17 protein-coding genes are annotated in these 19,320 nt (G+C 46.0%); 6 read left to right on the forward strand and 11 right to left on the reverse strand.

Translation table 11 applies throughout. From position 1 onward, the window contains the following. Positions 1-673: 673 nt before the first annotated feature. Together secB and GQS64_RS02555 are read right to left on the reverse strand one after the other, a co-directional pair. Positions 674-1,153, reverse strand: coding sequence for a protein-export chaperone SecB (gene secB, locus GQS64_RS02550; RefSeq protein WP_077990542.1), 480 nt, complete (start codon positions 1,151-1,153; stop codon positions 674-676). A gap of 125 nt (positions 1,154-1,278) precedes the next feature. Beyond that, positions 1,279-1,800, reverse strand: a complete 522-nt coding sequence (locus GQS64_RS02555) for an FxsA family protein (protein WP_198230522.1) — start codon at positions 1,798-1,800, stop codon at positions 1,279-1,281. Between the two features lie 184 nt (positions 1,801-1,984). Between GQS64_RS02555 and GQS64_RS02560 the strand changes: the two genes are divergently transcribed. Further along, entirely contained in the window at positions 1,985-2,674 is a 690-nt protein-coding gene (locus GQS64_RS02560) for a Tim44/TimA family putative adaptor protein (RefSeq protein ID WP_198230523.1), read from the forward strand. A 63-nt stretch (positions 2,675-2,737) separates the two neighbouring features. Beyond that, positions 2,738-3,295, forward strand: a complete 558-nt coding sequence (locus tag GQS64_RS02565) for a Smr/MutS family protein (protein WP_198230524.1) — start codon at positions 2,738-2,740, stop codon at positions 3,293-3,295. A 457-nt stretch (positions 3,296-3,752) separates the two neighbouring features. Here GQS64_RS02565 and GQS64_RS02570 read toward each other — a convergent pair whose 3' ends face one another. From GQS64_RS02570 to GQS64_RS02590, 5 genes are all read right to left on the reverse strand, one after another. After that, entirely contained in the window at positions 3,753-4,718 is a 966-nt protein-coding gene (locus GQS64_RS02570; protein WP_198230525.1) for a DUF1402 family protein, read from the reverse strand. A 128-nt stretch (positions 4,719-4,846) separates the two neighbouring features. Next, positions 4,847-6,919, reverse strand: coding sequence for a transglycosylase domain-containing protein (locus GQS64_RS02575; protein WP_198230526.1), 2,073 nt, complete (start codon positions 6,917-6,919; stop codon positions 4,847-4,849). A 517-nt stretch (positions 6,920-7,436) separates the two neighbouring features. After that, positions 7,437-8,462: an Hsp33 family molecular chaperone gene (locus GQS64_RS02580; protein WP_198230876.1), complete on the reverse strand. Its 1,026-nt coding sequence runs from the start codon at positions 8,460-8,462 to the stop codon at positions 7,437-7,439. A gap of 195 nt (positions 8,463-8,657) precedes the next feature. Next, a complete protein-coding gene (gene argF / locus GQS64_RS02585) occupies positions 8,658-9,581 on the reverse strand; it encodes an ornithine carbamoyltransferase (protein WP_077994395.1) in 924 nt (307 codons plus the stop codon). A 10-nt stretch (positions 9,582-9,591) separates the two neighbouring features. Further along, complete coding sequence (locus GQS64_RS02590) at positions 9,592-10,791, reverse strand: aspartate aminotransferase family protein (protein ID WP_198230527.1); 1,200 nt, start codon at positions 10,789-10,791, stop codon at positions 9,592-9,594. A 561-nt stretch (positions 10,792-11,352) separates the two neighbouring features. Here GQS64_RS02590 and GQS64_RS02595 point away from each other — a divergent pair. Both GQS64_RS02595 and GQS64_RS02600 read left to right on the forward strand, forming a co-directional pair. Further along, a complete protein-coding gene (locus tag GQS64_RS02595) occupies positions 11,353-11,916 on the forward strand; it encodes a GcrA family cell cycle regulator (protein WP_077994396.1) in 564 nt (187 codons plus the stop codon). A 157-nt stretch (positions 11,917-12,073) separates the two neighbouring features. Next, on the forward strand, positions 12,074-13,180 hold the full coding sequence (locus tag GQS64_RS02600) for a PLP-dependent cysteine synthase family protein (protein ID WP_369805193.1): 1,107 nt from the start codon (positions 12,074-12,076) through the stop codon (positions 13,178-13,180). A 581-nt stretch (positions 13,181-13,761) separates the two neighbouring features. Here GQS64_RS02600 and GQS64_RS02605 read toward each other — a convergent pair. Continuing rightward, a complete protein-coding gene (locus GQS64_RS02605; protein ID WP_198230529.1) occupies positions 13,762-14,373 on the reverse strand; it encodes a transglutaminase-like cysteine peptidase in 612 nt (203 codons plus the stop codon). A 360-nt stretch (positions 14,374-14,733) separates the two neighbouring features. Here GQS64_RS02605 and GQS64_RS02610 point away from each other — a divergent pair, with 360 nt between their 5' ends. Both GQS64_RS02610 and GQS64_RS02615 read left to right on the forward strand, forming a co-directional pair. Beyond that, positions 14,734-15,834 (forward strand): GNAT family N-acetyltransferase/peptidase C39 family protein, encoded by a 1,101-nt coding sequence (locus tag GQS64_RS02610; RefSeq protein WP_198230530.1) that lies wholly within the window; start codon positions 14,734-14,736, stop codon positions 15,832-15,834. A gap of 6 nt (positions 15,835-15,840) precedes the next feature. After that, entirely contained in the window at positions 15,841-17,316 is a 1,476-nt protein-coding gene (locus GQS64_RS02615; protein WP_077990567.1) for a RimK family protein, read from the forward strand. A 379-nt stretch (positions 17,317-17,695) separates the two neighbouring features. On the opposite strand, the gene GQS64_RS02620 is transcribed toward GQS64_RS02615, so the two are convergent. The 3 genes from GQS64_RS02620 to GQS64_RS02630 are packed head-to-tail and all read right to left on the reverse strand — an operon-like array spanning position 17,696 to position 19,289. Further along, a complete protein-coding gene (locus GQS64_RS02620; RefSeq protein WP_198230531.1) occupies positions 17,696-18,301 on the reverse strand; it encodes a DsbE family thiol:disulfide interchange protein in 606 nt (201 codons plus the stop codon). 5 nt (positions 18,302-18,306) lie between these two features. After that, on the reverse strand, positions 18,307-18,522 hold the full coding sequence (gene ccmD, locus GQS64_RS02625) for a heme exporter protein CcmD (protein ID WP_198230532.1): 216 nt from the start codon (positions 18,520-18,522) through the stop codon (positions 18,307-18,309). Further along, positions 18,519-19,289 (reverse strand): heme ABC transporter permease, encoded by a 771-nt coding sequence (locus tag GQS64_RS02630; protein ID WP_198230533.1) that lies wholly within the window; start codon positions 19,287-19,289, stop codon positions 18,519-18,521. Before GQS64_RS02630 ends, ccmD begins: the two co-directional genes overlap by 4 nt. Positions 19,290-19,320 lie beyond the last annotated feature (31 nt).

The raw sequence follows: 19,320 nt of genomic DNA on the forward strand, positions 1-19,320 counted from the left end.
CGCTCCTGTTGTCGCAGGTGACTGCGATGGCTTTTAAAAAATCGGGAAACCCGCCTTTCGAGGCGGGTTTTTTTATATACGATAGTTTTTTCCGGTTTTTAATTGAATTGCCGTTTTTCATTCTAAAGCGGGAAAGCGCCGTTACTGAAGCTTCACCCGCGCGACAGGTAACGCGGGCTGAATAAAGATTTCCAAAATAGCAGTATTTTTAAAAATCCATATTGGTTAAAGCAACGATCAGCTTATTTTGCAGCGATAAGAATGGGGAGGTTTCTTCCGCTTTTGAAAAAAAGTCGGGCAGGTACTTCTTCTTGCCAATAATCACCTCGTATCACTCATCACTGGAGCTGGGCGCTTATAATCCGGTTTGACAAGGCGACTGCGGTTGTCCTGTCTATTCTAGAAAAGCAAGGGTGAACGGATTTTTTATGCTTTGAACAAGCAATAGAGTTCCGTTTTGCAACCGACTGGGCAGAATGCGCTTTGGTCAGTTTTTTAAACCTATTTTATTTCAAAAATTAAATAACAAAAGATGGAAGCATTCGTCGATTTGTTTATCTTTGGCGAGCCACTTTATTCCGTTGTCAATGTCTGGCGAGGGGATAGGGAAGGGACAAAAAAAATCCCGCGAATTTCGCGGGAATAATGGAATAGTCACAGATTTTTCAAGTTCTTACGAAGGATTGGATTTCTGTGCTTTTGCCTGTTCTTCTGCAATGCGCTTCTGGAACAGTCCTGCAAAGTCGATCGGGTCGATCATCAAAGGAGGGAAGCCGCCATTACGTGTTGCGTCGGCAACGATCTGGCGCGCGAAAGGAAAGAGCAAACGCGGGCATTCAATGAAAACCAATGGCATAACATGTTCTTGAGGAATGTTTTTTACACGGAAAACACCGCCATAGACCAATTCGACGTTGAACAGCATATCCTTGCCTTCGCCAGCTTTGGCAGTGAGCGAAAGGACAACGTCATAATTGTCATCTTCCATCGGATTGGCATTGACGTTGATACCGATATTGATTTCGGGTGCTTTTTCGCGTGGTCTCAATGCCTGTGGAGCATTCGGGCTTTCAAATGAAAAATCCTTGAGATATTGCGTTAGAACCGTGAATACGGGAGCTTCGCCATTTTTATTTGCTTCGCCTTCGGCCATAATAAAAACCTTCTATTATTAGCGCCAAATTGCGCCATGAGGGGTTAGAGATAATACGGGCTAGCATGTCGCGGACATTGTTGCAATAAAAGCGAAACCGCCTTTCACTATTTTTCGCTTTATTATCAATTTAAACGCTTATTATCGTCATCTTTACGCCATGGAGAATGTTCGGGATCGGATGAATGATAATCCTCGGCATCAAGATCAATCGTTTGCGAATGGTTATTATCGTAACTGTTTTCTCTAAAACCGGATGAAAAAGTGGCGCGGACTGTCATTTTTTTCGACACCCACTTCCATAAGAGATCACGGATTTGCGGAATAAAGAGTAAAAGTCCGATAATATCGGTGACAAAACCCGGAATGATTAACAGGATAGCGGCCAGAATAAGCAACGCACCGTGAGCAAGTTCGCGGTCAGGTATGCGGCCGGCAGAAAGTTCATGCTGCATTTTGGCAAGAAGTGTAATTCCCTGAATACGCAGAAGAATAAATCCGACAAACATAGACAGAATGATGAGCGCCAATGTTGCAAGAACACCTATCTCTTTTCCAACAATGATGAAACCTGCAATCTCGATAAAAATTGCGACAAGCAAAAATAGGCCGGCAATATTGGGTGTATTACGGTAGATATTTCTCACCAATGTTGTCCTTTCCGGATTTTTTAAGGCATAATGATAGCAGCAATATAATTCCTTCTTTAAATAGGGATTAAAAAGCCATATTTGAATGATGACTTTTGCTGTTCTATATATTTAAATCTACGATTATCATTGCATTCTTGTAGTGATACCCATTTTTCGAGTTTGGAGATCGGCCGCGCAGATGGATTTCGACATTGTATTGGTTATTGCCCTGATTATTGCTGTAGTGGTTTTTTTGCAGCTACGGAGTGTATTGGGAAAACGCACAGGTTTTGAAAGGCCGCCTTTCGACCCTTATTCGCGGCAAGCGGAAAAAGCGGAAGAGAAGGAGTCAGATAACGTTATCGCATTACCAAAACCGGAAGCAAGAGCAGCCGACGATTTTTCCGATATTGATAAAATTGCCCCTGAAAACAGCGACCTCAACAAGGAATTGCGCGCTATCCGCAAGGAAGACCCGACATTTTCACCCAATTCATTTCTGGATGGTGCAAGAGTGGCCTATGAAATGGTCGTAACAGCATTTGCCAAAGGGGATAAGAAAACACTGAAATCGCTTTTATCCGACGAGGTTTATGCTGGATTTTCGGCAGCTATTGATGAACGCGATAAAAAAGGTGAAAACGTCCAGTTCACATTTGTCGGTATTGATAAGATAGAGATAGTCAATGCCACCTGTCAGGCGGACATTGCGCAATTGACAATAGAGGTTGCCAGCGAGATTATTTCCGCGACTTACGATGACAGCCGGAAACTTATAGATGGTGACCCCCAAACAATAGCTGAAATCAAAGACATCTGGACGTTTGCACGGAATGTCAAATCGCGCGATCCGAACTGGAAAATTATCGGCACGGAAGATGGCGAGTAATTTTCTTTAGAAACGCTAGGTTCAACCGATGACGTCGGTCGTATACTTGAAGGTTGAATGACAATGGCTCGTGACAATAATCGGGAAAAGATTGACCGGCTGAAACCTGAAGATCGCATTTTATGGGATCAAGTAAGAAGGACCGCAATTCCGTTAGCAAAGTCCGCGATTCTTTCAGTCGAAATGAAAGATATGCCTGCTTTTTTCTCGATGGAACTTATAAGACAGGCCAGATTGAAAAATGTGAAGGATGACAATAGCGATCGGCAAGAGACACTGCCGAAGCTCTTTGCCTTTGATAAACCGACCTATCGTAAAATATCGCGCGGGCGTGTTGAAATCGAGGGACGCGTCGACCTTCACGGACTTTATCGCGATGAAGCTTACTCGCTGCTTCTCAACTTCTTGCAGTCTGCACGCCATCGCGGCTTGCGCCACGTTCTTGTCATTACCGGAAAAGGTTTGTCACATGGCAGTGAAGGCGTTTTGCGGCAAGCCGTTCCTCATTGGTTGGAAACGGCTCCATTCCGCCAGATTGTATCTTCATTTGATGATGCACCGAGAAATCATGGCGGAAAAGGTGCACTCTATGTCCGGTTGCGGCGGCAAGCAAAAATCTGATTACGAAAATCTGATTATATGACAAGCGGAATAGGCAATGTAACAATTTCAACAAGCCTGTTTTAAAAAATTTCCGATGATCGTAAGTCAATCGTTTTGCCTGTTTTGAAGATGAAGTATAGGAAACAAAATTTTTAAACACGTTCAATCTGTGCGGGTTACCTCTCTCATATAAGTTACCCGTTCCAGATGGCTTGTGTTGCTTTTATAGCGACCTGTTGATTTTCTATTTTTCCCGTTGTTTGGGTGCGAGTTGATCTTGCGCGTTGGCAAAGAGACCGGCATATGCGCTGTTAAAATATCGCAAAGCCCGTGAAAAGGTTTTTATCACTTTCTTGATGACATCTTAATCAGGTAATGGCGATGTTTTAAAAAGCGCATCAAGCAATCCTATGAGTTGACCACGTGTGAGATCAAAAAAAGCGTTAGCCCCACCAATGCGGAAAAGGCCAAGCCCTTAAAACAGTTTCTCAAGATCGCCGATTTTGCTGTTTACAAACCAGCCATAATAATTTTCTTGTGGCAATTTCGGTTTCTCGCCGCGTGCAAGTGCGCGCTTGTTTTCTTCCGCCAATGCCCGCGCCCGCGCTTCGGCACCTCCCGTATTATAGAGTGTGGCGGTCAAACCGGGGTTTTGTGAAATATCAAAGTCGGCAATCTGTCGGTAAGCATCAATGGATTGGCGGATTGTTGCTGCAATATAGGGAATGGTCTGGTCGGGATCCATAATGGTTTTATAGACTTGTCCGCCATTTTCCGCAGAAAGCTTGGGCAAACCGGAAATCCGGTTAACTCTGTCAGACATCATCAAAGCTGTAAGCGGATTGACCTGTCCCAGACCGAAAGTCTGTCCGGCAAAAAATGGTTGGAAAAATACCGCACTGAAACGGTTATCAGGGTATTTTTTCCCGTCAACTGTTTTGCCGCGAAAATCCTTATCCCAGATATTTTCACGGCAAGTCCACAATCTATAACTATCCGACAAACCGTTACACGGGGAAAATTGCTCGCGTTTGACAAAATCGGTTACGTCCTCACCATTATAGGCAAATTGCACGCCCTGATTAAGATAGGACATGCCTTTCACATAATAGGTCTGTAACCGGTCATAAACGTCGACATTATAGGTATGTTCTCCGACAATTGCACCGGCGATATGGACAGGATTGATGCCGTAATCTTTTGCAACCGCGATAATGCGCGCTCTCAATTTGTTATCAGTCTTTAACAGATTATAGATTTTGGCATATTTTGCAGCATAACTCGTCGAAAGTTCGCGCGTGCGCTTTGCCGAGGCACCGGGAACCGGCGGTTGCACACTGTTACGGTTACTGGCAGGCACAACGGTAACGGCTCCGGCTTCAACAATCAGCGATAAAGCCAAAGGTATGATAAAACACAGCTTCTTGACGATTGTTGGCATGTGCTTACCCTATCTGAATTTTACAAATACCGAGTTCGTAAAAATACTTTTATCGTGTTGATGGCAAATTGCCAGAGACATAGAATATTTTTAACGCATGACTTGGCACATTTTTAACGTATTCCTTGTTACCGGCCACGTAAAAAATCAAAGAATGAACGTTTTTTGGTTTGTACCGGTTGGGCCTGCGCCCCGACATCGACCGCAGGGCGGGAAGCCCAATAATCGTCACCGCTTCCCGGTTCAGGCGGCGGAGCCGGATAAGGCGTTGTCGACGGTTGTTCGCTTTCCGGCAAAATATCGTTCCCTCCTGGAACCGCATTTTGCAGGTTGTAATTGCCCGGAAGTGGCAAAACCGGCAATGATTTTTCGGCAACCGTCATATAGGATTTCCATGCGCGCACGGGAAGCGAGCCGCCAGAAATTGTTTTCATCGGATGGCCATCGTCATTCCCGAACCATATGCCTGTGACATAATCTGTTGTATAGCCGATAAACCAGGCATCACGAAAATCCTGACTTGTACCGGTTTTTCCGGCTGCCGGCCGGTCAATCGCGGCTTTTCGTGCTGTACCATTCTCGACAGTTTGTTCAAGCATTGCATTCATCATGCCGACAATATCCGGTTCAACAACGCGATTGGCAGTAATTTCGCCAAAATCATATATGGTTTTACCGTTTGTATCTTCTACTTTCGAGATCAGACGCAGTTGCGGCTTATAACCGCCATTGGCAAAAGGCACAAATGCGCCAGTCAATTCAAGCAGACTTACTTCCGATGTGCCGAGCGCAATAGAGGCATTGTCCGAAAGTGCCGAATGGATACCGAGACGGTGAGCCACTTCGATAACCTTGTCAGTACCGACTTCCATAATCAATTGGGCGGCAACCGAGTTCAGCGAATGCGATAGGGCGGTGGTTAATGTAACCTCGCCCATATATTTGCCGCCGTAATTTCTTGGCGTCCAGTTGCCAATTCTGACTGGTGCGTCGTTGCGAATTGAATTGGGGGTACGACCGGCTTCAAGTGCTGCAAGATAGACAAAAGGTTTGAACGTCGAACCGGGTTGCCTTTTTGCATCGGTCGCGCGGTTGAACTGGCTTTGCGCATAGTCGACACCGCCAACCATGGCACGGATTGCCCCGCTTTTATCAATGGATACCAGTGCCCCCTGACTGACATTGCGTTTGTCTCCATTTTCGGAAATTTGTGTGCGGATTGCTTCTTCGGCAGCCCTTTCGAGAGTCATATCAAGCGTGGTTTCGACGACAATATCTTTATCTGTCTCGCCGATCAGAAATGGTAATTGTTGAACAACCTGATCGGCGACATAATTTTCCGAACCTGTCCAATAGGATTGAGGACGTGCCATCGGCTCGGCTTCTGCCATCGCTACCTCTCTGTCATTCACCATGCCTTCTTCTTTCATGGCAGCAAGAACGAGTTTGGCTCGGTCATTGGCAGCTTTGGGGTCACGAGCGGGAGAAAGGCGCGAAGGGGCTTTTAATAGTCCCGCCAGAGTTGCAGCTTCCATCAAATCAACATCTTTTGCCGATTTTCCGAAATATCGTCTTGAGGCTGCCTCGACACCATAAGCACCCGAACCAAGATAAACGCGGTTCAAATACATCTCAAGAATCTGGTCCTTGGTGTATTTATGCTCAAGCCAGAGCGCAAGCAGCGCTTCTTGCACCTTTCTTTCCAATGTTCGATCGGGAGAAAGAAACAGATTCTTGGCCAATTGTTGGGTGAGCGTCGAGCCGCCCTGTTTACTACGGCTATGGATAATATTGGTTACCATTGCGCGCGCAATGCCGATAGGGTCGACACCATAATGGTCGTAAAAACGACGGTCTTCGATTGCCACGACGGCCTTCGGTATCCACGGGCTCATTTCTTTCAGTGAAAGGGCTTCGCCACCTGTGGTTCCGCGATTGGCAATCAGAAATCCGTTACGGTCGATAATACGCACATTCGGCGGGCGTTGGGGAATGTCCCAGGTCGAGGCTTGCGGCATTCTGAGTGCGACATAACCGACATAACCGGCAACCGCAATCGCACCCCATATTGCTAAAACAAAGCACCATTTCACAAGCCGGAAAATGAAGCCGTGGCTTTTTCCGGTTTCTCTTGTTCTACCCTTTTTGGAGCGGGAACTTCGTTGCGGCGGCAATGCGCGGTCATCATCTGTCAAGCGCATTGGCACAAAGCTCCGTTTTTTTGAAATTGGGTTTTTTATTGAACATGGGTGACATGGGGCGAATTTGAAAAATTTTAAAGAAACTGCGCATTAAATCGAAAAGCCGATGAGGCATTCCGTTTTGTTAAAATAGCAGGATGATTCCGGCAATTTTAAGAGAAATGGCTTGCTCTATCCAATGATTTTATCAGCTTCAAGCACTTCCTCACTGTTATTTATGATCTTTTATATTTTTCGCCTTCGAGAAGCAAATTATCGAGCGGCCAGATATTTCGGCAAATTAAAAATCCGGTTTCTATATCAGAGTTTCGTCTGTTCTGGTGTTTTGATTTTCGCGGGTTATCATTCTTCTCTAAAATTGTTTTTGACGAAAAGTCCGGCACCCGATCAGCTTTTGATTTTGATTAAATACGATAAATCAGGTTCAAGGGATTGTAACCGTTTGCATTTGAAGAATGAAATTCCATATGCCAATGAAGTCGAATAACAATGCAGCCGATTGGCTGCATTGCATTTATCAATTTTGTTTTGCCTTCAGATCGGCAACATCGTCTTGTGTTTTCAAAAATTCATCCGGATTGAAATTATAAACCGTTGAACAAAATTCGCATTTAACGGTGATTTTGCCATTTTCGACACTGGAATTTATTTCGTCCGCCGTGAAGGTATTCAAGACATTTTCTATTTTTTCACGCGAGCATGAACATTGGTCCAGAATAGGTGTCGCATTGAAAACCCTGACACCATGTTCATGAAATAACCGGAACAATAATCGTTCGGCTCCCACTTGCGGGTCGGTCATTTCCGAACTTTCGACAGTGTCCACAAGCGCTTTCACTTCTCTCCAGTGATCGAGACGGGCTTGTTTATCAACCTTTTGGTCTTTTTCTTCTCCGATTGAAGACTTCGGAAGATGTTGGACAAGCACACCGCCAGCCCGCCAGCTCTCTCTTGGCTGGCCGTTTTCATCACGATCGAAAAGTGTTGCAACACCAAGTTTGACTTCGGTTGGAATCTGTTCCGATTGTTTGAAATAGTTACGCGCTATTTCTTCAAGGCTGGAGCCGTCAAGTGCAACAATACCCTGATAGCGTTGCATATGTTCACCCTGATCGATTGTTAAAGCCAGAGTTCCTTTGCCAAGAAGTTCTTCGGGGGCATCGTGGCCGGAAGCAACAGCCTCTTCAAGTTTCTTTTCGTCAAACCTTGCATAGGCGCGCAGACTGGACGGGGTTTTAAAATCGCATACCAGAAGGTTGACCGGTCCGTCAGAACTGGTCTGGACAATAAATTTCCCTTCAAATTTCAATGATGTGCCGAGTAAAACGGTCAAAACCATAGCTTCGGCCAATAACCGTGCTACCGGTTCGGGATAATGGTGGCGCGACAAAATAGTGTTGACGGCAGTTCCCAATTGTACAGCGCGGCCACGCGCATCAAGGCCGTCCACTTCAAAGGGCACAACAGCATCATCGCCAGCAAAATTGAAATCACCAAGGGTACGGCTTTTTTTACCTTGAGCCGGTTGGTCGCTTACATTCATTTCTTTCGTCAAAACCGCGTTTCCTTAAAACTATGGAGCTTGTTTATCAAAACGGTTTTGACTGTTTTAGATAAATGGAAAGAAGTTTACTCCAAGCAGAATGAAGTTTTGAACAGAGTGTTCAAACAAATACTTCATAATGCCCGGAGTTGTTAAAACAGGAGAACCGTTCGTAATGAGCTTTATAGATAGGTATTATTTCAAAGCCTGCAAGCACCATTCAAGAACAGCTTTTTGCGCATGTAAGCGGTTTTCTGCTTCGTCAAAGACAACAGAATGGGGCCCGTCGATAACAGCATCGACAACTTCTTCACCACGGTGCGCAGGAAGACAATGCATAAACAAGGCATCCGGCTTTGCCAAATTCATCAATGCTTCATTGACTTGATAGGGCTGGAAAACATTGCGCCCACGGGCACGGAATTCCTGCCCCATGGATACCCATGTGTCGGTAACAATACAATCTGCATTTTTGGCAGCTTCTTCAGCATTATTGGTGAGAACAATGTCTGCACCATGTTGACGAGCCCAATCAACATATTTCTGTTGCGGTTCGCTGCCTTTGGGGGTCGCAATTCTCAAATTGAATTTGAACAATGCGGATGCTTCGATCAGGGAATGTAACACATTGTTCCCGTCTCCCATCCAGGCAAAAGTTTTGCCTGCAATTGGCCCACGATGTTCTTCGTAAGTCATAATGTCGGCCAGAATCTGGCAGGGGTGGGTATCGTCTGTCAATGCATTGATAACAGGTACATCGGAATGTTCGGCAAGTTCGAGCATTCTGGTATGAGCCGTCGTCCGGATCATGATGATGTCGACAAAGCGCGACAATACACGTGCTGTATCGGCAATTGTTTCGCTGTGGCCAAGCTGCATTTCCGAACCGGTAAGCATGATGGCCTCGCCCCCCAATTGGTGCATTCCGACATCGAACGACACACGGGTGCGGGTCGAGGGTTTCTCGAAAATCATGGCAAGCGTTTTGCCGATAAAGGGTTTTTCGGACTGTCCCTTTTTAAGGAGGTTTTTAACCGCCTTTGCATGTTCGATAATTTTACGTGCTGTTTCAGGTGACAGAATGGAAAGATCAGTAAAGTGGCGAATATTCTTCGTCATAATATCAAGCCTATTTTTGTTTGTGGGCATTAGAAACGAGTTGGACAGCCTTTTCAATACGGTGAAGGCCATCACGGATTTCATCTTCGGTGACAGTCAAAGGCGGTAAAAGGCGGATAACATTATTTCCGGCTCCAACACCCAGCAATTTTTCATCCCGCATAGCGGCAATAACTTCAGTGTTTTTAACAACACATTTAAGCCCTGTTAAAAGCCCTACTCCACGAATTGACTCTACGACATCGGGAAACCGGTCAATAATGGATGCCAATCCCTGTTTGAACAGATTGGCCATAGCATTGACATGATCGAGAAAGCCGTCTGCCAACATGACATCGAGCACAGCATTGGCTGCGGCCATTGCAAGAAGGTTGCCACCGAATGTCGAGCCATGGGTGCCGGGCGTCATGCCTTTTGCGGCCTCTTTGGTTGCAAGGCAGGCACCAATCGGGAAACCGCCGCCAAGACCTTTTGCAAGTGCCATAATATCGGGTTCTATGCCCGACCATTGATAGGCAAATAACTTGCCGGTACGGCCCATACCTGTTTGGACCTCGTCAACGATAAATAATAGGCCGTTTTCGCTGCAGATCTTGCGCAACAATTGCATGAATTCTTTCGGAACCGGACGCAGCCCGCTTTCACCTTGAATAGGTTCAATGAGAAGGGCAGCCGTCTTTTCGCCGATTGCAGCACGCAATGCTTTTTCATCGTCGAACGGAACTTGCACAAAACCTTGAGCTTTCGGGCCAAAACCTTCAAGATATTTTTCCTGCCCTCCGGCGGCAAGTGTCGCCAGCGTGCGACCATGAAAAGCACCTTCAAAGGTAATAATTTCATAGCGTTCAGGATGCCCGCTCACATATTGATAGCGTCTGGCTGTTTTAATGGCGCATTCTATCGCCTCGGCACCGGAATTGCAGAAAAACACTTTATCTGCAAAACTGTTTGCACAAAGCCGTTCAGCCACTTTCTCCTGTTCGGGAGATTGAAAAAGATTTGATACATGCCAAAGCTTGTGGGCCTGTTCTTCAATGGCTTTGACAAGTTTCGGATGATTATGTCCAAGCGCATTGACCGCAATACCGGACGTAAAATCAAGATAGCGTTCGCCATTGTCCGAGATGAGCCAGGCACCGTTTCCTCGTGTGAAGCGCAAACCGATACGTGCAAAAGTATCATAAAGCGGTTGCGCATTGTTTTGGGTCATTGCCTGGTCTCCTATCCATTATAATTTATGCCGGATGCCGAAAGCCGGTTCCGGATATAGCAAGAACGATAATATCGTTGTTTTTCTGAATGAAACGTTAGGTTTTTTGAAAAACAGCGTTTTTATCCAATATAAAACATTAACAGCGCCGTGTATCATCACGACGCTGAGAAAACTGTTGTTTTTACTATCCTGCCTGTCAGGGAAAAAGTCAATTGATGCCTTTGAAAGACCACATTCAAAAAATATCTTGAAAAAATCGCAATTTGCGAACCGGATTTTCGAGATTTGTAAAAAAAGTGATTCGCAAGTTGGGGAAAACGTCTGAAAACACTATATATGACTATGGAGACTCTTGTCATGGAGTCACAGCGTATAGTAGTAGTTAGCGTAAAACTGGAACATTTCTGGTTCTGCCGGATAATTATCATAACAAGTAAGACTGTTTTGCGCTTTTTAGCGCATTGATGGATTCCGGCAATTAACGAGATGAAAAAGGAAATGGTCGTGTCACCTGCAAGTCCGGTGGCAATGATTGAAAATAAGAAACGGAGTGCCGGTATGAACTGGACAGATGAACGTGTTGAACTTTTGAAAAAGCTTTGGAGTGACGGGTTGAGTGCCAGCCAGATTGCTGCCCAGCTTGGCGGAGTTAGCAGGAATGCGGTCATCGGCAAAGTTCATCGATTGAAACTGTCGGGGCGCGGTAAAACCACAAAAACAACACCGCGTACGAAAAAACCGGCAGAAACCGTCGTTAATCCTGCTCCTCAGGCACCGCGTGCAACACGTACAACGCCGGTTCAGCCGGTTGCTGCCGCTGTCGCAGCTACTGCAAAGCCACAGCCTTCAAGCATCGGAGCCACAGCTTTGAAACTGGATTTCGTTGCCGACGCCGTTTCGGAAGTGGAAGAGAAACCATCAACCGATGTTGTTGTTCCGATGTCACGGCATTTGAGCCTTTTGCAGTTGAGCGAAAACACTTGCAAGTGGCCGGTCGGTGACCCTTTGTCGGATGATTTCTATTTCTGTGGTGCCGATGCCGGTGACTCCGGCCCCTATTGTGCTTTTCATGCAAAGCTTGCTTTCCAACCGGTGTCGGAACGCCGCCGCGTAAGAGCATAAAACATTATATCAAAGAGAATAATATTTTAATAAAATTGAAAACCTTGGAATGTTTATTCCAAGGTTTATTTATTTATTAGAAAAAATAAACTGTATTTTCTTCAAATTTAATAATCGGTTTTATAACCTCCAGATCTCTCCAAAAGGAAGATCAAAAGTGAATAAAATTGATTCAATCGCGAGCTATGATGCTCCGCATTCTTGCAGCCGTGAATGGCTGAAAAAAGCAATAGAAATCATCGAGGCGGAAATAAACCGCTCGGCCGATACCCATCTCATCCGTTATGATTTGCCAGCGTCATGCGGGATAACGCTTTATTTGAAAGATGAATCCTGTCATCCGACGGGTAGTTTGAAACACCGTTTGGCGCGTTCGCTTTTTCTTTACTCGCTCTGCAATGGTAAAATCGGGCCGAAGACAACGATTGTAGAGGCTTCGAGCGGCTCAACGGCGGTTTCGGAAGCCTATTTTGCCAAACTGATCGGCGTTCCTTTTGTGACAGTTATTCCGAGGACGACATCTCCCCAAAAAGTCGCTGCCATAGAAGCTTATGGCGGTCGTGTCCATTTTATAGACGATCCGAAGTCGGTTTATGTGACAGCACAAAACCTCGCTGATGAATTGGGGGGCTATTATATCGACCAGTTCACTTTTGCCGAACGGGCAACCGATTGGCGTGGCAACAATAATATCGCTGATTCAATTTTCTGCCAAATGGCGAAAGAACCTCATCCCGTTCCGGAGTGGATTATTGCAAGTGCCGGTACCGGTGGAACATCGGCAACCTTGGGGCGATATATCCGGTATCGCAAATTTTCAACGAGACTTTGCGTGGCCGATCCGGAAGCTTCGGTTTTTCACCTTCACTATGCCGACCGCTCTATAAAGGAAATAGATTGTTGCCGTTCGGTTATCGAAGGAATTGGACGCGCACGTGTCGAGCCGTCTTTTATGCCGGATGTGATAGACCGCATGATTTCGGTTCCCGATCAGGCAAGTCTTGCAGCAATGCGTGTGATAAGTCGTCTCATCGGTCGCAGTTGCGGCGGCTCTACCGGAACAAACGTTTATGCGGCCGCAGAACTCATTTCCGATATGATTAAAAATCACCAACATGGCTCACTCGTGACATTGATTTGCGATAGTGGTGAACGTTACCGTTCGACCTATCTTGACGATCAATGGTTGGAAAAAAGGGGATTTGATATTTCCGGTGATATGAAACGTCTGGAAAGGCTGTTTCTGGAAGGAAAGCCTTTCTGACAGGAAGCGCCTGAAAATTGTTACACCAAACTTCCCACTCATCTGCTTCAATAATTGTTACGTGAAGGTTTCTCGTGTTTTTGTGTTCAAGCCGATTATCCGGCTTGGAACTTATAAATCCGGCTTGAACATATAACTTACGAGGCCAACAAAGGATTGAACCGGGCACGGCACTGTCGATCTCATCGGAATGCATGATTTTTTCCGTTTGTTTTGCCGGATTTCGGTCTTCGCCCACCTGCCAAGACGGTTTAAATCATTTTTGGAGATTAATCCGAAAGGGGAACAGGAGCGGGAGGGAGAATAGAACCCGAAAGCGCAGCTTTTATCAGTCTATCCTGAAAGGCGCACCTGAGTGGATGAGACAATAAAACCCGAAAGTGCAGCTTTTGTCGGTCTATCGTGAAAGGCGCACCGGAGTGGAAGAGACAATAGGACGTGATAAGAAGCTGAAAGGCCAGCTATTCTTTCTGGCTGCGACCATGCCTTGACCGGCTTTGTCGTTGCCGGATGCGTTGTTGAAGGTTCAGTCGAAAAGCTCCGGTTTTAAAAGGTTTGAAAAGACCGGAGCCAACCGGTTTCTAGTTTCCGTTATTGTTGACCGAACTGACAACAATATCATCACGCTGTTCAATGCTTACCCATTTTCCGGGCGATTGGGTCGATTGGCGCTTCAGATAAGTATATTCGGTATCTTTCCAGTTGAAGATTTCGTCGTGCAGATTATCGAGTATAAAATCGCCCCGATCGGTTCGCACGGTTAGAACCGCATGGCCTTCGCCATCAGGTTTACGCACAACAGTAATGAGCAAACTTGCAAGCGGAATGCCTTTGTCACGCAGTTCTTTCTGCTTTTCCAGAACATAGTCTTCGCAATCACCGGCATTTACCGGATAAGTCCAATATTCTTCCTTGCCGTAAAGTTCCATGTCTGTAGCAGGAGTAATGCGGGCGTTAACACTGTGGTTGACGTCAATCAGCATATCCCAGACATTTTGTGTCAATTTTACCGGTTGGAGTACAGTGTTGCGTATTTTACATTCACGGGGCAAACGCTCGCAAAATTCATAATGGCCGATAGGTTGTGAAGTCTGTCCGGTGACAATCATAAATTCGCTAGCAGCTTTTGCAGCAGTGGTCAGGCCGACGAGTGCCACAAACACCACCCCTAATATTCTGAACGCAAACACCATTTTTCTACTCGATTTAACCTGTCACGATAAAGATCGTTAACAAAAGGTTAAAGTCCAACTTTGGTTTCCAGTCAATGACCGGAATGCAACACTTGTTTAAGATTTAAATTATGGTTAAAAAATAAAAACAATATTTTTCAATGTGTTACCGTTTTATTATGGTTAATGCAACAAGATCGGCCAGTCGCAATGACGTGATTTGTCGATTTTCAGAAAAACCATGGGGGCACTTTGCGACATTTTTGAAAAAGCCGGAATATAACCTTATTCAAGTGCAAAAAATCACTTATATGAACTATGTTATTATGGACTATGTTATATCGGATAGATAGAAGGCATTCGGAAATCGAGAGTATGTGAATGGGCGAATTGATAAAACGCAAAGCAACAGTAAATGATATAGATGCGTTGGTTGCTATTGAAGAGGCATGTTTTGACAGCGACAGAATTTCGCGGCGTTCCTTCCGTACTTTGATTGATCGTCCGACGGCCAGAACAATTGTTGCCGAACTTGATGGAACAATTATCGGCTATGCAATGATTTTGTTTCGTAAAGGCACGGCACTTGCGCGCCTTTACTCGCTTGCGGTCAAACCCGGCGGCAAAATAAAAGGTGTCGGCTCTCAACTATTGGAGGCTGCAGAGCAGGCGGCTTTTGATGAAGGGCGCATTTATATGCGCCTTGAAGTTCGCGAAGACAATGAACGGGCAATTCGTCTTTATGAACGCTTTCACTATCGACCGATCGGCCGTTATCTTGATTATTATGCCGATCATGCACCAGCCCTGCGTTATGAAAAAACCTTGCGCGGTGATACACCGGTTGAAACGTCTGTCCCTTATTATCAACAAACATCGGAATTTACTTGCGGTGCTGCCTGTTTGATGATGGCACTCAAATATTTCAATCCGCAATCACGCCTTGATCCTGTTTTCGAGCTTAGACTATGGCGGGGTGCGACAACGGTTTTCATGCTTTCGGGGCCGGGGGGATGCGAGCCGTTCGGGCTTGCCGTTCTTGCACATAATTATGGTCTCAAACCCACTATCATCGTGACAAGCTACGAATTTTTGTTTATCAATTCGGTGCGGGATCGCAAGAAACGCGAGATAATGGAAATTGCACAGACCGATTTTCGCGAGCAGGCTGACGCAGCCCACATTCCGGTGCGGATTGCTGCTTTTACTCTTGATGATATTCGTGCCGCGCTTGCACGCGGGGCGTTGGTGCTTGTGCTTATCAGTTTCTACCATATGTTCGGGGAAAAAATTCCCCATTGGGTATTGGTTCATGGTGATGACGGAAGTCATTTTCTTATTCATGACCCGTGGGTGGAGGAAGACGAAGGTGAAACAATTGCCGATTCTGCAAACCTGCCTTTGAATTATGAAGTATTCGATCATATTGCGCGCTTTGGAAAAGACGGTTTGCGCGCAGCCGTCATATTGGAGAAAAGCTAGTTTTCTATGACTATTTGTGTAATTCTTGCTGGACGAGTGTCTGACGTAGATAATGGTGCGACGACGCATAAAGTCATGACACATCGTGACTATTTGGCCAATCCTGCGCTATTTGCCGGTCAACGTCCCCGTATTATCAACCTGTCACGTTCTTACCGCTATCAAAGCCGCGCTTATTATTGTTCGCTGCTTGCCGAAGCGCGCGGCCATCGTGTGTTGCCCTCGGTCGAAACCATGATCGACCTGTCGGAACGACGGTTATATAAAAAATCCATTCCCGAACTTGAAGATTGTCTCAACAAAGCCCTGAAAGGAGACGGTACGCGCGCACCGGAAATCATCAGGGTATTTTTTGGTATTGCCGATAGTTCGGATGACATAAAGGGTGACCGTTTTGAAAAATTCGGCCACCTTTTGTTTGACTGGTATCGGGCTCCGGCATTGGAAGTTCACGTTATACCGGGTGAATGGGCACGCATTCACAAAATATGTTTTGCCAATTGGCAAAAGCTTGAGGGTGATAGCCGAGATGCTTTCTATAAGGCGATGGAAACTTATACGACACGTGCCTGGAAAGAAGCGCGCCACAAAGTTCCGCCGCGTTGGACATTTGCAGTTTTATGCAATCCGGAAGAAGAGTTACCGCCGACAAACGTTGCCGATTTGAAACATTGGGCAAAAATTGCTGCCCGCCTTGGTGTGGAAGTCGAACCGATCGGTGCAAGAGACCTTGCCCGTCTTGCCAATTTTGATGCGCTTTTCATTCGCGAAACAACCAATATATCCAACCACACCTATCGTTTTGCCCGTCGCGCGGAGCAGGAAAATATGCCGGTTATCGACGACCCGATGTCGATGATTAGGTGTACGAACAAAGTCTATCTTGACGAGTTGATGCGCGCAAACGGTGTGCCGGTTCCCCCCACCGTGATGATCGGTGGCAATGATGATCTCGTCAGAGCGGCAGATACGCTCGGCTTCCCGATGGTGTTGAAAATTCCGGATTCGTCATTTTCACGCGGGGTGAAACGCGTTGGCTCGATGGAAGAATTGCGCCGCCTTGCCCATGAATGGCTTAAAGATAGCGATCTTTTGCTGGCACAAAAATATTTACCGACCAAATTCGATTGGCGTGTCGGTGTATTGGGTGGCAAGCCGCTTTTTGTTTGCCAATATGAAATGGCACCCCACCATTGGCAAATCATCAAACACGATCCGAATGGTGGCGAACCGCTGGAAGGTGGTTTCAAAACCTATGCTATTCCCGATGCTCCGCCGGCAGTCGTCGAAATCGGGTTGAAGGCGGCCCGTTGTATCGGTGATGGCCTTTACGGTGTTGATATTAAAGAAACCGATGAAGGTATTGTGGTCATTGAAGTGAACGACAATCCCAATATCGAACATGGTGTCGAGGATCTGGCCGAAAAAGACGATGTCTGGATCAACCTCACACGCTGGTTTATCGAGCGCCTCGAACGTTGAACTAAAGAATGAACGTTGCACTAAAGAATGAACGCTGATTTGAAGGATGAACTTTGATTGAAAGTTCTAACGTTGTCTAAAAGTCTTAACACCGATTAAAAGGCATAACGTTGATTTAAAGGCCTTAAAGAGAAAAACCGGCAATGGGTTGCCGGTTTTTTCATATTTCATAGAATGAAGTTTTATCTCGTTACCAAGCGAAAACGGGCATTGGGCATTTCTTCAAAAACATCATTTTTGACAGAAGCATGAGTGGCCTTCATGTTTCCTTGCGTGTCACAAAAGCAAAAATGAAACCCCACAAAGGCCGGTGTGATTGGATTGCTGTTCTGGCACAAAGGACGTTCCTTATCATAATAAGGGAACCATGATAAAAAAGCTACCGGGAAGAAGAATGATTGGCCGAAGAAGTGTTGCTATCCAGTGCCTTTTCAATTTGTGGCAATGTTTCATCTTTAAAGATTTGCGGCGTTAATGGCCCGATATGTTTATAAACAATAATGCCTTCGCGGTTTAAAAGAAAAGTTTCCGGTGGTCCGTAAACACCCCAATCAATGGCAGCGCGGCCGCTTTGGTCAAAGCCGACGAGCTTGAAAGGATCTCCGAAATTATCAAGAAAGCGTATGGCATTTTCCTGATTGTCTTTGTAATTGACGCCGACAAGGTCAAAGCGGTTGTCTTTGGAAATTTCGATAAGGGTGGGGTGTTCGTCACGGCAGGGCGGGCACCATGACCCCCAGAAATTGACGAGTGTGACACGTCCCTTGAAGTCTTCAGGGTTAAAAGAACCGGTTTGACCGAGTAGAGGCAAGCGGGTTGCAGGAGCCGGTTTGCCGGAAAGTGCATTGGGAACAAGATTGGCCGTGTCCGGATTGGTCGTTTCCATATGGCTGAACATGATAACAACCAGAACAACAAACAGGATGAATGGCCCGAAAAGGGCAATCATCACCGGAACACTCATTTTTCTTTTAGGCGCGTCCATGATCGTCACGATTTTATTTTGTTGGCACGGATGGCATTTGATTGTTCAAGTTTATGTAGCCGGTTTTTTTGACGGCGGCCATCAAGGAAAATATATAAAACCAGCAGCAAAAGTATGGCAGCCGAGACAATATAGCTCAAGCTGACAATCTGGGTATGGTCGAACTGACCCAGAAAGATGTCGATACGATCGGAAATACCGGTTGTATTTTCAATGGTCATTTTACATTTTCCTTCTGGCGCAGATGCCGCGCAGCCATTCTTTGCATTGTTTCCACACGCCGACGGGTAATCTCGGTACGCATTCTGGCAAGATAGAGGGCAAAAAATGCCAGTGTGAAACCGATAGCCATGGTAAAGAGCGGCCATAACATGGCGCTATCTATGGCCGAGCCACCTTTGCGAAGAATGGAGGCGGGTTGATGAAGTGTGTTCCACCATTCGACGGAAAACTTGATAATCGGTATGTTGATAAAGCCGACAAGTGTCAGGATAGCGGCAGCTTTTGCGCCTTTTGTCGGATCGTCAAAGGCTCGTGAAAGCGCAATAATAGCGAGATAGATCAAAAACAACACGAGCACAGACGTGAGCCTTGCATCCCATTCCCACCATGTACCCCAAGTTGGCCGCCCCCAGAGAGAGCCGGTTATAAGGGCAAGTGCGGTAAAAGTCGCACCGATCGGAGCTGCACTTTTGAGTGATACATCGGCAAGCGGATGGCGCCAGACCAGAGTTCCGAGTGCCGAAACACTCATCAAAGTGTAACAGCACATGGAAAGCCATGCAAAAGGCACATGAAGATACATGATGCGCACCGTCATGCCTTGCTGATAATCGTCGGGCGAACGCATGACCATGAAAAGGCCACAGGCGAGAACAATAACAGCAACAAGGCTGAGCCACGGCAAAATTATACCGCTCAACCCCATGAAACGCGTCGGGTTGGCTAATGATTGCAGCCAGTTTGTCTTTTTTTGTATCAATTCCATGATGTCCCTTATTATCGGGTTTTGTTTTTGT

It is taken from the genome of Bartonella sp. P0282, from assembly GCF_048452985.1.
In the GTDB taxonomy this organism is placed as follows: domain Bacteria; phylum Pseudomonadota; class Alphaproteobacteria; order Rhizobiales; family Rhizobiaceae; genus Bartonella; species Bartonella choladocola.